General features: G+C 69.3%; 14 protein-coding genes. 7 read left to right on the plus strand and 7 right to left on the minus strand.

Annotated elements, in window-relative coordinates; genetic code table 11:
* Positions 1 to 22 precede the first annotated feature (22 nt).
* Positions 23 to 676: a 2-phospho-L-lactate guanylyltransferase gene (cofC, locus tag AWC17_RS22435; protein ID WP_046184482.1), complete on the minus strand. Its 654-nt coding sequence runs from the start codon at positions 674 to 676 to the stop codon at positions 23 to 25.
* A gap of 112 nt (positions 677 to 788) precedes the next feature.
* Between cofC and AWC17_RS22440 the strand changes: the two genes are divergently transcribed.
* Both AWC17_RS22440 and AWC17_RS22445 read left to right on the plus strand, forming a co-directional pair.
* Positions 789 to 1,808 carry an NAD(P)H-dependent glycerol-3-phosphate dehydrogenase gene (locus AWC17_RS22440; protein ID WP_085165104.1) on the plus strand — a complete coding sequence of 340 codons (1,020 nt, stop codon included), beginning with the start codon at positions 789 to 791 and terminating at the stop codon, positions 1,806 to 1,808.
* 84 nt (positions 1,809 to 1,892) lie between these two features.
* Complete coding sequence (locus AWC17_RS22445; RefSeq protein ID WP_046184480.1) at positions 1,893 to 3,005, plus strand: D-alanine--D-alanine ligase family protein; 1,113 nt, start codon at positions 1,893 to 1,895, stop codon at positions 3,003 to 3,005.
* 15 nt (positions 3,006 to 3,020) lie between these two features.
* Here AWC17_RS22445 and AWC17_RS22450 read toward each other — a convergent pair whose 3' ends face one another.
* Positions 3,021 to 3,605 carry a DUF3515 domain-containing protein gene (locus AWC17_RS22450; protein ID WP_046184479.1) on the minus strand — a complete coding sequence of 195 codons (585 nt, stop codon included), beginning with the start codon at positions 3,603 to 3,605 and terminating at the stop codon, positions 3,021 to 3,023.
* Between the two features lie 142 nt (positions 3,606 to 3,747).
* On the opposite strand from AWC17_RS22450, the gene AWC17_RS22455 reads away from it, so the two are divergent.
* Genes AWC17_RS22455 through AWC17_RS22465 form a run of 3 tightly spaced genes read left to right on the plus strand, consistent with a single transcriptional unit; the run spans position 3,748 to position 6,365 of the window.
* The gene (locus AWC17_RS22455) at positions 3,748 to 4,710 is read left to right on the plus strand and encodes a thiamine-phosphate kinase (protein WP_085165106.1); all 963 of its coding nucleotides are present in this window, start codon (positions 3,748 to 3,750) and stop codon (positions 4,708 to 4,710) included.
* 39 nt (positions 4,711 to 4,749) lie between these two features.
* Positions 4,750 to 5,433, plus strand: a complete 684-nt coding sequence (locus AWC17_RS22460) for a uracil-DNA glycosylase (protein ID WP_046185733.1) — start codon at positions 4,750 to 4,752, stop codon at positions 5,431 to 5,433.
* Positions 5,434 to 5,438: 5 nt separating this feature from the next.
* Entirely contained in the window at positions 5,439 to 6,365 is a 927-nt protein-coding gene (locus tag AWC17_RS22465) for an NADP-dependent oxidoreductase (protein ID WP_085165108.1), read from the plus strand.
* A 26-nt stretch (positions 6,366 to 6,391) separates the two neighbouring features.
* On the opposite strand, the gene AWC17_RS22470 is transcribed toward AWC17_RS22465, so the two are convergent.
* The 4 genes from AWC17_RS22470 to AWC17_RS22485 are packed head-to-tail and all read right to left on the minus strand — an operon-like array spanning position 6,392 to position 10,111.
* Complete coding sequence (locus AWC17_RS22470) at positions 6,392 to 7,222, minus strand: oxidoreductase (RefSeq protein ID WP_046185731.1); 831 nt, start codon at positions 7,220 to 7,222, stop codon at positions 6,392 to 6,394.
* Position 7,223: 1 nt separating this feature from the next.
* Complete coding sequence (locus AWC17_RS22475; protein ID WP_046185730.1) at positions 7,224 to 8,468, minus strand: DUF1214 domain-containing protein; 1,245 nt, start codon at positions 8,466 to 8,468, stop codon at positions 7,224 to 7,226.
* A complete protein-coding gene (locus AWC17_RS22480) occupies positions 8,461 to 9,615 on the minus strand; it encodes a sulfotransferase family protein (protein WP_046185735.1) in 1,155 nt (384 codons plus the stop codon). Before AWC17_RS22480 ends, AWC17_RS22475 begins: the two co-directional genes overlap by 8 nt.
* A 52-nt stretch (positions 9,616 to 9,667) precedes the next feature.
* A complete protein-coding gene (locus AWC17_RS22485) occupies positions 9,668 to 10,111 on the minus strand; it encodes a nuclear transport factor 2 family protein (protein WP_046185729.1) in 444 nt (147 codons plus the stop codon).
* A 95-nt stretch (positions 10,112 to 10,206) separates the two neighbouring features.
* On the opposite strand from AWC17_RS22485, the gene AWC17_RS22490 reads away from it, so the two are divergent.
* Positions 10,207 to 11,097 carry an SDR family NAD(P)-dependent oxidoreductase gene (locus AWC17_RS22490; RefSeq protein ID WP_046185728.1) on the plus strand — a complete coding sequence of 297 codons (891 nt, stop codon included), beginning with the start codon at positions 10,207 to 10,209 and terminating at the stop codon, positions 11,095 to 11,097.
* Between the two features lie 2 nt (positions 11,098 to 11,099).
* Positions 11,100 to 11,921: a mycofactocin-coupled SDR family oxidoreductase gene (locus tag AWC17_RS22495; protein ID WP_046185727.1), complete on the plus strand. Its 822-nt coding sequence runs from the start codon at positions 11,100 to 11,102 to the stop codon at positions 11,919 to 11,921.
* Between the two features lie 21 nt (positions 11,922 to 11,942).
* Here AWC17_RS22495 and rpmB read toward each other — a convergent pair whose 3' ends face one another.
* Positions 11,943 to 12,137, minus strand: a complete 195-nt coding sequence (rpmB, locus tag AWC17_RS22500; RefSeq protein WP_046185726.1) for a 50S ribosomal protein L28 — start codon at positions 12,135 to 12,137, stop codon at positions 11,943 to 11,945.
* Between the last annotated feature and the right edge of the window lie 78 nt (positions 12,138 to 12,215).

Here is a 12,215-nt window from a genome sequence, read left to right on the forward strand (position 1 = left end):
TACGCCGCGGCGCCGACGCGAGTCACTGCTGCGCCAGGGCCCGGGCGGTCGCCGCCCCCACCCCGAGCCGGCGGGCGGCGGAGAGGTCGTCCGGAGTGTCGACGTCACAGCGCAGGCCCGGCCACGCACCGGTCAGTTCGATCGCGCCTGAACGTCGGTGCCGCGCCGACGAATCGGACCCGAACTGCGGATCTAGTGGGGCGCCGAAGGCGAACAGGGCGGCGGTTCCCGTGGCCAGCCGGTCGGCGACGAAGCTGCGCCGGTGATGCCGCGCGGCGACGATCGCCTCGGCCAGCTCCTGCGTCTGCAGCGCCGGCAAATCCCCCTGCAGCACAACAACGTTCGGGAACGATCCGGCCACCGCTCGCTCCGCGGTGGCGATGGCGTTGTTGAGCGGGTCGCCGTGTCCCTCGGGCGTCGGGTCGGCCAGCACTTCCGCCCCCAGTTCGGTCGCCGCGGCGGCCGCGGCCTCGTCGGGCGTGATGACGGTGATCGAGCCCAGTGAACCGACGCGTCCCGCTGCGGTCAGGGTGTCTATCAACATGGCCAGCACTACGCTCTCCCGGGTCCGCGCCGAGAACACCGGGGCCAGCCTGGTCTTGGCCGCGGCCAACCGTTTGACGGCGATGATCAGGGCGATGTCTCTGCCGGTGCCGTCGGCGCGTGTGCCGCTCATGAGATGTCATCCTGCCAGCACCGCTGACGGCGGACGCGCTAGCTCGCGTGACGCCCGCTGATCTAGGGTGTATCGGCTGCAACACGCTGGAGACGACAGACGGGGGTGATGGATGGCCGGCTCGAAGGGCGCTGTCGCGGTCATGGGTGCCGGGGCGTGGGGCACTGCACTGGCCAAGGTGCTCGTCGAGGCCGGGGAACCAGAGGCGGAGGTCACGCTGTGGGCCCGTCGATCTGACGTCGCCGACCGGATCAATGCCACCCGATCCAACCCCGACTACCTGCCCGGCACGGTGCTGCCGGCGGGCATCCGCGCCACCACCGACGCGGCGGCGGCGCTCGGCGGCGCCTCGACGGTCTTCTTGGCCGTGCCCGCGCAGACGATGCGCACCAACCTCGAGGGATGGGCGGCGTTGGTGCCCGACGGCGCAACCCTGGTCAGCCTGGCCAAGGGCATCGAGCTGGACACCCTGATGCGGATGAGTCAGGTCATCGTTTCGGTGACGGATGCGGACCCGGATCAGGTCGCCGTGATCTCGGGGCCGAACCTGGCCAGCGAGATCGCCGAGTGCCAGCCCGCCGCCACGGTCGTCGCGTGCAGCGACTCCGGCCGCGCCGTCGCCCTGCAGCGCATGCTGAACACCGGCTATTTCCGCCCCTATACCAATAGCGATGTCATCGGAACCGAGATCGGCGGGGCGTGCAAGAACGTCATCGCGCTCGCGTGCGGCATGGCGGCCGGCGTCGGGCTCGGCGAGAACACCGCGGCGGCGATCATCACCCGCGGTCTGGCCGAGATCATGCGGCTGGGCATTGCGCTCGGCGCCAAGGGCGCCACACTGGCCGGTCTGGCCGGGGTGGGCGACCTGGTGGCGACGTGCACGTCGCCGCAGTCGCGCAACCGATCCTTCGGCGAACGCCTGGGCCGCGGCGGGACGATGGAATCGGCGATGCAGGCCAGGGACGGGCACGTCGTCGAGGGCGTGACGTCGTGCGAGTCGGTGCTGGCGCTCGCGTCCAGTTACGACGTCGAGATGCCGCTCACCGACGCGGTGCACCGGGTCTGCCACAAGGGACTATTGGTGGACGAGGCGATGGCCCTGCTGCTCGGCCGCAGGACCAAACCCGAGTGACTGCCGCGGCGCGGCGACCGAAAACCCCAGCTAGTGGACCGCCGCCCGGCCCGGGCGCCGCGCAACCGGTAGCCTCTCCAGGTTGTGAGTGCCAGCGGAAGCCGCGTGCGCGTCGCCGTCGTCTTCGGCGGGCGCAGCAACGAGCACGCCATCTCGTGTGTGTCCGCGGGCAGCATCCTGCGCAACCTCGACCCCCAGCGGTTCGAGGTGGTCGCGATCGGCATCACCCCGGAAGGGTCGTGGGTGCTCACCGACGGGGACCCGGACGCGCTGGCCATCAGCAATAGGCAACTGCCCGAGGTGACCGCGCAGTCGGGCACCGAACTGGCGCTGCCGGCGGATCCGCGCCGCAGCGGCCAACTGATCTCCCTCTCGCCCGGCGCCAGTGAGGTCCTGGCATCCGTCGATGTGGTGTTCCCCGTGCTGCACGGTCCGTACGGCGAAGACGGCACGATCCAGGGCCTGCTGGAACTGGCCGGGGTGCCCTATGTCGGGGCTGGCGTGCTGGCCAGCGCGGCGGGCATGGACAAGGAGTTCACCAAGAAGCTGTTCGCTGCCGAAGGGTTGCCGGTCGGCGCGTACGCGGTGCTGCGCCCGTCGCGCTCGACCCTGCAACCCGAGGAGTGCGAGCGGCTGGGTCTGCCGGTGTTCGTCAAACCCGCCCGGGGTGGCTCGTCGATCGGGGTCACCCGGGTGTCGAGCTGGGATGACCTCGCCGCGGCCGTCGCGGTCGCGCGCCGGCACGACCCGAAAGTGATCGTGGAGGCGGCAATCACCGGCCGCGAGCTGGAGTGCGGCGTGCTCGAAATGCCCGATGGCACAGTCGAAGCCAGCACATTGGGCGAGATCCGGGTGGCCGGGGTGCGGGGACGCGAGGATTCGTTCTACGACTTCGCGACCAAATATCTGGACGACGCAGCGGAATTGGACGTGCCGGCCAAGGTGGATGACGACGTCGCCGACGCCATCCGACACTTGGCGATCCGGGCGTTCAAGGCCATTGACTGTCAGGGCCTGGCCCGGGTCGATTTCTTCCTCACCGACGAGGGCCCGGTACTCAACGAAATCAACACGATGCCAGGGTTCACCACGATCTCGATGTACCCGAGGATGTGGGCGGCCACCGGAGTGGACTATCCCACCCTGCTGGCAACCATGGTCGAAACGGCGCTGGCCCGCGGAGTCGGCCTGCGTTAGTGGCGTGGCCCGGGGTTAACGGGGCGGCCCGGGGTTGATGGGCACCGGCGCGATGGTGCGGTCGATCACCTCGGAGAGTTGCTGGATCGGCGTCGGGCCCGACCCCGACGGCAGCGTGAGCGCCACATATACCGGCCGATCCACGGTGTACCAGGTCGATCTGCCCGCCTCACCGGCGGACTGCTGTTCGGGACGCACGGCGAACCACTGCACCCGGTCGACGATCTGAATCGGAGACCCCACCACGAACTCGGCGGGGCGATCGAGTCCGCAGCGCAGCACCACGGACTCGCTGTCCGGACCGGCGCGCCACGCGGTGGCGCCCTGGGGAGCGGGTTGCGCGAGCGGCGCGCGTTGATAGTCGCCGAGTCGCTGTGGCAGAGCCCCAGCCAGCGCCCGGCATGCGGCGCTATCGGCCTGCGGCGCCGAGGCGGCGGGTACGGCAACCGGTTGTGGCGGCGCCTCGCGATTCGCCGCGATCACCAGGATCACGCCGATCGCCACGACGGCCACCGCGACCGCGGCGATGATCAGCGCGGCCGGCGGACCCCCATCGCCAACGGGGCCGGTATCGGGTTCGGTATCCGGATCGGTCGTCACCGCCCGCGCACCTCCTATCTCTGGCACGACGGCGCGGGGCTCTACACTGGCGCGGGCCGCTCGCGCGGGCAGTATCCCAACTTACCGCAGGTCGGCGACCGGATAGCGGCCCACAGGGCACGGAGGCGCCGGAGGAGGTGGCGTGCGCGACGACGCATCGGAACCCACACTGCAGCAGCTCGGGGAGTTCGCCGTCATCGATCGTCTGGTGCGCGGCCGCCGACAGCCGGCCGCAGTGGTGGTCGGGCCCGGCGACGACGCGGCGGTGGTGCAAGCCAAGGACGGCCGCATCGCGGTGTCGACTGACATGCTCGTGCAGGATCGGCATTTTCGGCTGGACTGGTCGAGCCCCCACCACGTCGGCCGCAAGGCCATCGCCCAGAACGCCGCGGACATCGAGGCGATGGGCGCGCGGCCCACGGCCTTCGTGGTCGCGTTCGGCGCGCCCGGTGACACGCCGGCGGCCGACGTGGACGCGCTGGTCGCCGGAATGTGGGACGAGGCGCAGCGCATCGGCGCGGGCATCGCCGGCGGCGACCTCGTCAGCTGCCCGCAGTGGGTGGTTTCCGTGACGGTGCTGGGTGACCTGGACGGGCGGGCGCCGGTGCTGCGGTCCGGGGCGACAGCCGGCTCGGTGATCGCGGTCGCCGGTGAGTTGGGCCGCTCGGCGGCCGGGCTTTCCTTGTTCGGCAAGGGGATTGAGGGCTTCGATGCGCTGCGCCGCCGGCATCTGGTTCCCCAGCCGCCCTACGGCCAGGGCGTGGCGGCGGCGGCCGGGGGAGCGCAGGCGATGATCGACGTCTCCGACGGTCTGGTCGCCGATCTGCGGCACGTCGCCGAGTCATCCGGTGTGGCGATGGATCTGTCGACCGCGGCGCTGGCCGCGGACCGCGACGCACTGACCGCTGCGGCCGCCGCTGCGGGCGCCGACCCGTGGTCGTGGGTGCTGGGCGGCGGCGAAGACCACGCCCTGGTGGCCTGTTTCGCTGGTCCCGCGCCCGCCGGATGGCGGATCGTCGGGCGGGTTCTCGAGGGGAAGGCCGGAGTGCTGGTCGACGGGCGTGAGTGGACCGGCTACGCCGGCTGGCAGTCATATGACCGTTAGGGTGGCGCGATGAGCGTCGATGCTACGAAAGGACCGGCGATGACGGCGCGGCCGTTGACCGAACTCGTCGAGAAGGGGTGGGCGGCCGCGCTGCAGCCGGTGGCCGATCGGGTCGCCGAGATGGGCCAGTTCCTGCGGGCCGAGATCGCGGCCGGGCGCAGGTACCTGCCGTCGGGTGCGAACGTGTTGCGGGCGTTCACGTTTCCGTTCGACGACGTCCGGGTGCTGATCGTCGGCCAAGACCCGTATCCGACGCCGGGACACCCCGTGGGCTTGAGCTTTTCGGTGGCCCCCGACGTGCGTCCGCTGCCGCGCAGCCTGGCCAACATCTTCGACGAGTACGCCGCCGACCTCGGCTATCCGCTGCCGTCGTGCGGTGACCTGACGCCCTGGGCCGAGCGCGGGGTGATGCTGCTGAACAGGGTGCTCACGGTGCGGCCGAATAATCCGGCCTCGCATCGGGGCAAGGGCTGGGAGGCGGTGACCGAGTGCGCGATCCGTGCGCTTGCCGCACGATCGCAGCCGCTGGTAGCGATCTTGTGGGGACGCGACGCGTCCACGCTCAAACCGATGCTGGCCGAGGGCAATTGCGTGGCGATCGAGTCGCCACACCCGTCGCCGCTGTCGGCGTCTCGGGGGTTTTTCGGGTCGCGTCCGTTCAGCCGCGCCAACGAGCTCCTGACCGGCATGGGCGCCGACCCCGTCGATTGGCGGCTGCCCTGACCGAGATGACGGCTTTGCGGGCGCACCGCCGGGGCGGCCCGGAGCAGCTGGTCGTCGAGCGGGCGGCCATACCTGTCCCGGCCGCGGGTGAAGTCTTGGTGGCCGTCCACGCCGCCGCCATCACGTTCGACGAGTTGACATGGGAGGAAACCTGGACCCGAGACGGTGTCAGCCGGACCCCGGTGATTCCGTCGCACGAAGTGTCGGGCGTCGTCTCGGAGGCGGCTTCGGGTGTGGCGGATTTCGCGCCCGGCGACGAGGTCTATGGGCTGATCCGGTTCGACCGCGACGGTGCGGCGGCCGATTTCGTCTGCGTGCCCGCGGCGGACCTGGCCGGCAAGCCGTCGACGGCGTCGTATACCGTCGCCGCCGCGCTGCCGCTGGCCGGTCTGACCGCGTGGCAAGCCCTGGTCGACCATGCCGGCGTGCGGGCCGGCGAGGCCGTGCTGGTGCACGGCGGCGCGGGCGGTGTGGGCGCCCTGACGGTTCAGCTGGCCGCGATGCTGGGCGCGCGAGTCACCGCGACGGTGCGCAGCGATGCGGGCGAGCTCGTCCGCGGATACGGCGCTGTCCGGGTGATCGACGTCCGCACCCAGGCTTTCGACGACGGGGTCTACGACGTCGTGATCGACACCGTCGGCGGTGAGACGTTGGACCGGTCGTTTCCGGTGCTCCGCCGGGGTGGGCGGCTGGTCACCCTGTCGGCGCCGCCCCCGGCGGGCAAAGCCGACGAATACGGCGTCACGGCAACGTTTTTCATCGTCGTGCCGAACCGGGATCAGCTGGTCGAACTCGCCGCGTTGGTCGACAGCGGACGGTTGCGCGTGGAGATCGCCGAGACGTTTCCGCTGGAAAAGGGCCGCGAGGCGTTCGAAAGCGGCCGCCGCCCGAGCCGTCGCGCCGGCAAGACGGTGATCGTGGTTCGGGATTGATGGCAGGGGCACAGGCTCTCAGGCACTTACGAATGCTCGAAGTTGACGTCCTTGGTGACGGACTTCCACTCTTCGATCGACGATGACATCGCGGCGATCTTGTCGCGCATGGCCTTCAGCACGTCGCGGCCCAGCAGCAGCCGCAGCGGTGGCTCGTCGAGCGTGGTAACCATCAGCACCGCCTCGGCAACCCTTTTCGGATCACCGGGAAGATGATCGGCGAACTGCTTGATCAGGTCCTTGCGCGCCGCCACGTCGACGTAATCGGCTATCGGGGTGCCCGACTCCTTCATCGACCGCGTCGCCCAGTCGGTACGGAAGGCGCCCGGCTCGATGGCGGTCACCTTGATCCCCAGCGGCCGCACCTCGGTGGCGAGCGCCTCGGTGATCGCCTCCAGCGCGAATTTCGTGGACGAGTAATACGCGTTGGGCGGATTGGCGACCAGACCGGTCATCGACGACATGTTGATGATGTGGCCGGCGCCGCGGGCGCGCATGGCCGGCAGTACCGCCTTGATCATGTTGACAGCGCCGAAGTAGTTGACCTCGAACAGCTTTCGAACCTCGGCGTCCTCGCCTTCCTCCACCGCGGACAGGTAGCCGTGGCCGGCGTTGTTGACCAGCACGTCGATGCCGCCGAACGCCGCAACGGCCGCCGACACCGCGGCCGCGATCTGATCGGCGCTGGTCACGTCGAGCGCGACGGCCAGGGCCCGGTCGCCGAACTCGTCGACGAAGTCGCGCACCGCGTCGGCCCGGCGCGCGGTCACCACCGCGCTGTGGCCCGCTTCCAGTGCCGCGCGTGCGATTTCGCGGCCGAAGCCGGTGGAGCATCCGGTGATCAGCCAGCGCGCCATCTCAGGCCGTCCCTTCCGGCAGCCGCCGTAGATACGCGGTTCGCCGGTCGGCGAGTTGGGCGGCCCGTGCCTGCGGGTTCACCCGCGGCAGGTGCGGCACCTCGGCGTCGAGCCGGTCCAGCTTGACGACCCGCCCGCGAGCGCCGAGGTCTTCGCGGGGACCCGCGTCGCCGAACTCCGCCATGCGCAGGGTCAGGATGCCCTCGCGCAGCCCGTCGGAGTCGATCCAGTTGGCCACGCCGGGGTCGGTCGGGGCGATCACATAGGTGTAGCTGCCGTCCTCGTTGGCCACCGACTGCGCCTTGTTGAGGCTGCCGGTGCGGTCGAGGATGTCCAGCGTGGTGCCCCAGATGTTGCTCAGCGGCACCGTGAAGTACGCGGCGCCACCGTCGTTGAGGTCCACCACAAACCCCTCGTCGGGAGCGAGATCGAAACGGCCCATCACATAGACCTGGTTGCGCATCGCGCCGACCTTGTCGGCCGACCACGCCAGGTTGAAATGGTTGGGTGGCATCTTGTACACGCCGTGGCTGAGCTTGCCGGTGAAGTTGGCGAAGTAGTCCATCATCGCCGCGGTGGCCTCGGCCTGCTCGTCGGGCGTGCGCGCGGGTGTCGCTGGCGGCCCGCCGAGCCGTTGCACCTCAAGATAATTCGGGTCGTCGCAGCCCCAATCCAGCAGCACGTCGCGGATATAGAACTCGTGGGCTTCCGGAGAGGTCTGCACGTGATTGGGCCGCCCGTTGGCGGGGTCAGCGTCGACGGTGATGGTGAAGCTGCCGTCGGAGTCGACCTGCATGGTGCGGCCGTTGAGCACGTCGACGGTGCCCATGTGGGCATCCCAGAGCGTGAAATAGTTTTCGGTCATCCGGTGCTCGCCGACCCGGCCACGGATCTCGTAGCGTTCGTCACCGGAGATCGGGATCACCCGGTACACGCTGTCGGGATTATCGATGCCCCACCGTGATCCGGGGATGCGTCGGCCGTCGACGGGGTGCGCCAACCGGGTGATGCAGCTGACCTTCGGCCGCAGCTTGTCCTGGTTTGACGACCACACCGCTGCCGAGAACATCACCTCGGCGAACGCGTCGTCGAACCGCTCCCGCATCGCCTCCGACGCCTTGGCCCGGCCCAGCCAGGTCTCGGCCACCGCCTGGTAGGCGGCCTTGACGGTGGGGTGCTCGATCAGCTCGAGGGCGGCCAGTTCCTGTTCGTGCTGGGACATCGTAGCGACGGGGTCGTCAGGCATGCGCTGTTCCTCCGATATACTGTCGAAAACGCTTGTTGTACAACGTGAATCGCTCGTCAACCCGCTCGGGGCGCAGGCCGTAGGTCTCTAAGCCGTAGGCCGGCCGCGCCGCCTCTCGGGGACGCTCCTTGAGCCAGCGCCGCATCGCGTCCGCCGCCTCGGCCGTCAGCGGCAGCCCGACCGCGTCGTAAATCCGGGCCACCTGCCCGATGGGGTCGGCCACCGCCTCGTCGAACCCGATGTCGGTGACCCGGTCACGGTCATCAGACCACCCATCACGGGTCGCCATCGCCCGGTCATTGGTCCAGCCCATCCGTTGCAACCATTGGGCGCCCACCCGGTGCACATCGACGGCGTCGGCGTGCATCGCGTGCAGGGTGGCATTCAGGCTGGCTCCCGAGGCGATCGTGGCGCGCGGATCGCGATGCATGTGCACGAGGTGCAGGTCGGGGAAGTGGGCGCGCAATTGCTCCAAATACCCAAGGTGCGCCGGTGATTTGAGCACCCAGCGTTGCCCATCCAACCCGCGCCGGCGCTTCTGCCACTGTACGAATTGCAGCATGCGGTGCAAGTAGTCGTAGGCGGGGGAGAAGTCCTGCTCGTCGAGCCAGGACCGGTAATGGGGAAGGTGGGCACCGGATTCGGGGACATGGGACAGAAACGCGTCGGCCAGGAAGACGATCTCCTCCTCGGCTTCCCGCGCGTACATCGGATGAATGGAAAACAATTCCGGCGCCAGCTCGCGGGATTTCGCTTCCCGCGCTTCGCTGATCGCAATCCGGGGATCCACACCGCTGAACTGATAGTCGAGCCGGGGCGCCACCTCGACGACCTCCCAGCCGTAGGCGCACACGAACCGCGGGTCGGCAGCCAGCAGCCGCTGCAGCAGCGTGGTGCCGCTGCGCATCATGCCGACGACGACGATCGGCGCGGCGACCCGTTCGTCGAGGATCTCCGGATGGCGGCGGATCCACTCCTGCGCGCGTAGCCGCATGCGCAGGCTGTGCACGATGCCCGAGCGCAGGATGTGCACGCCGATCGCGTTGAGGTCGGCGCTCGCGTAGCCGGCGAGCAACACCCGCAGTGGGCCTTCGAATTCGCCGGGGCCCCAGTCGGTCAGCGCCTCCTTGCGTTGCGCGTCGGCCATGACGACGGCTGGGTCGAACGCGCTGTCGAACGGGCTCGAGGCTTGCACGCGCTCAGAACTTCAAATGCTGGCTGACGTCGCCGACCTGGTCGACGAACATGGTGCGGCTGTCGAACCGCCAGGCGCCGTCCACCCGCTGAAACGTGTCCTTGTAGTGCCCGGTCACGATCACCTGCAGCGGCAGGTCGGGGGTGGCCTGGGTGACGCAGTAGTAGGACGTGCTGCGGGCGGTCCCCCCGGCCTCGTCGATGTGCAGCTGCACATTGGTGGTGTTGTGCTTGGTCTTCGGGGTGCCGTCGTCGTAGATGCGCGTGGCCATCTCATACATCTCGCGCACCCGGGCGGCCCCGGCGAACACCGTCTCCGGTGGACCGTTCTCCACTCCGCAGATGCGGCCGTGCTCGAACAGCCGGGCCACGCCGTCCAGGTCGCCGCCATCGAGAAGCTCAGCGTAGGTGTAGATCAGGTTGGTGATTTCTCGTGCGCTGTCACTCATGTCGAACCACCTTGAACCCATCTCCTCCGCTTCCGCGAACAATGGTGGCAGAACCGGTCGGATTTACATAGAACCGACCATTACTCTGGATCGCCGTGACGTTACCTTGGACGCCGAGCCGGCTCGGCAACCTGACCGGCAAACGAATCGTCGTGACCGGGGCGACCAACGGCGTCGGGCTGGGCACCGCCCGCGCCCTGACCAAAGCGGGCGCGCACGTGATCCTGGCGGTGCGCAACACCGAGCTGGGTGAGCAACGCGCCACCGAGATGGGTGGCTCGACCACGGTGGCCAGGGTCGACCTCGCCGACCTGTCGTCGGTGCGCGCCTTCGCGCAGTCGATCGACGACGACATCGACATCCTGATCAACAACGCCGGCACCCTGACCGAGCGCCGCACCGACACGGTCGACGGATTCGAGATGACGCTGGGCACCAACCTGCTCGGGCCGTTCGCCCTGACCAACCTGCTGCTGCCCAAAGTGCGTGCGCAGATCATCAACGTCGGCTCCGACGCGCACCGGTCGGCGACGCTGCGCCTCGACGACCTGCACCTGCGCCGGCACAAGTGGACCCGGCTGGGCGCGTACGCGCAATCGAAGCTCGCGGTGATGCTCTGGGGCTTGGAGCTGGACCGCAGGCTGCGCGCGGCCGGGTCGCCGATCGTCACCCAGCTCACCCACCCGGGCTGGGTGGCCTCGAACCTGTCGCAGCTCGGCGACTCGCCGCTGATGTCGGTGGCTCACAAGGTGGTCAAAGTGGTGGCCGACCGGCTGGCCAATGACATCGACGAAGGCGCGGCGCCCACGCTCTACTGCATCAGCGAACCGTTGCCGCCGGGCAGCTACGTCGGGGTCAGCGGCAGGTTCGGCCTGCGCGGCGGGCCGGTGCTGATCGGCCGGTCGCCGGTCGCCTGCGATTATGACGCGGCGGCCCGCCTGGTGGCGTTCGCCGAACAAGAGACCGGCACAACACTGGAGGTGTAGTCATGGGTGAATTCGACAATATGGTTGCCGTCATCACCGGCGCCGCGCGCGGCCAAGGCCGCAGCCACGCCGTCGCCCTGGCCGAGCAGGGCGCCGACGTCATCGCCCTGGACATCTGCGCCGATCTCGAGGCGATTCCCTACGCCCTGGCGACAGAATCCGAACTCGACGAGACCGTGCGGCTGGTCCGGGCCGCCGGGCGCAGGGCCGTGCCCGTCATCGCCGACGTTCGCGACCTCAAGCAGATGCAAGCCGGGGTGCAGGCGGGCATCGATGAGCTCGGTGAGATCGACGTGGTCGTCGCCAACGCGGGGGTGGTGGCGATCGGCGTCACCGACACCGAGTCCGAGCCGGTGTTCAACACGATCGTCGACACCAACCTCAAGGGGGTGTGGCACACGATGCTGGCGACGGTGCCGTCGATCATCCGCAAGGGGCGGGGCGGATCGGTGGTGCTGGTGAGTTCGTCGCAGGGCCTGACCGGCCGCGGCGGTGACGGCAGCGCCGCGATGTTCGCCTATGCCGCATCCAAGCACGGCGTCGTGGGCCTCATGCGCTCGGCGGCGAATGCCTATGCGCCGCATAAGATTCGGGTCAACTCGGTGCATCCGAGCGGCGTCGCGACGCCGATGATCCTCAACGATTTCGTGGTGAACCGGATGCTGGAGAACCCCAACCCGGCCCTGTCGCAGACCCTGCTACCCGAGGTGCCGTTGGTGGAGGCGCAAGACGTGACCGAAGCGGTGCTCTGGCTCGCCGGCCCGCGGTCGCGCTATGTGACCGGCGCGGCCATGCCGGTGGATGCCGGCCACGTGGTCATGTGACTGACCGCGGCTAGCCCGGGACTAGCCCCGGACGACCTTGCCGGCCTTGATGCAGGATGTGCAGACGTTGAGGCGCTGCTTGTTGCCGCCCGGCCGGGTGACGACGTGCACGGTCTGGACGTTGGGGTCCCACCGACGGCTGGTGCGGCGGTGGGAGTGCGACACCGACTTACCGAAGCCGGGGCCTTTCCCGCAGATGTCGCACACAGCGGCCATGGTTCAAGCTCCTCAAATCTCGGGGGTCCGGCTCGGCGGTCTGACACGTGGTCCGGAACGGCCCGGGTTGACCCGAGC

The organism is Mycobacterium nebraskense, assembly GCF_002102255.1.
Classification (GTDB): Bacteria; Actinomycetota; Actinomycetes; order Mycobacteriales; family Mycobacteriaceae; genus Mycobacterium; species Mycobacterium nebraskense.